The sequence below is a fragment of the Pseudomonas brassicacearum subsp. brassicacearum genome (assembly GCF_008801605.1).
In the GTDB taxonomy this organism is placed as follows: domain Bacteria; phylum Pseudomonadota; class Gammaproteobacteria; order Pseudomonadales; family Pseudomonadaceae; genus Aquipseudomonas; species Aquipseudomonas brassicacearum.
Window position 1 is genome coordinate 1 of the sequence record NZ_VZPJ01000048.1, and the last position, 466, is coordinate 466.

The following is a 466-nucleotide window of genomic DNA, read 5'->3' on the forward strand; positions in this document are numbered from 1 at the left end:
CCTTTGCGGATATGATCCCAGCATTAGTACCAAACATTGAAATCATGCGCGAAGCAGCACTTCGTGGTTTCTCTACAGCAACTGATCTTGCTGACTACTTAGCTAAAAATGGCGTTGCATTCCGTGATGCACATGAAATTGTAGGTAAAGCCGTTGCACTAGGTGTTCAAGAAGGTAAAGACTTATCTGAATTAACACTTGAGCAACTTCAGCAATTCTCTGACTTGATTCAAGCGGATGTATTTGAAAAAGCATTAACTTTGGAAGCATCAGTCAATGCCCGTAACCACATTGGTGGTACGGCACCGGCTCAAGTTGAAGCTGCGATTGAACGTGCACACGCTCGTTTAGAAAAACTTTACGCATAACTGTTCAAGTTAAATGGAGTATTGATATGTCTCGACAAGTTTTTTGCCGTAAATATCAGGCTGAAATGGAAGGTTTAGACTTTGCACCATTCCCCGGT

Annotated in this window: 1 protein-coding gene and 1 pseudogene; both read left to right on the forward strand. The window is 42.3% G+C overall.

The annotated features are described in order from the left end of the window. Positions 1–368 (forward strand): annotated as a pseudogene (locus F7R20_RS31480) (argininosuccinate lyase); the annotation flags it as partial. A gap of 26 nt (positions 369–394) precedes the next feature. Further along, positions 395–466: Fe(2+)-trafficking protein (locus F7R20_RS31485; protein WP_151180640.1), on the forward strand; the 72-nt coding region annotated here is incomplete at its 3' end.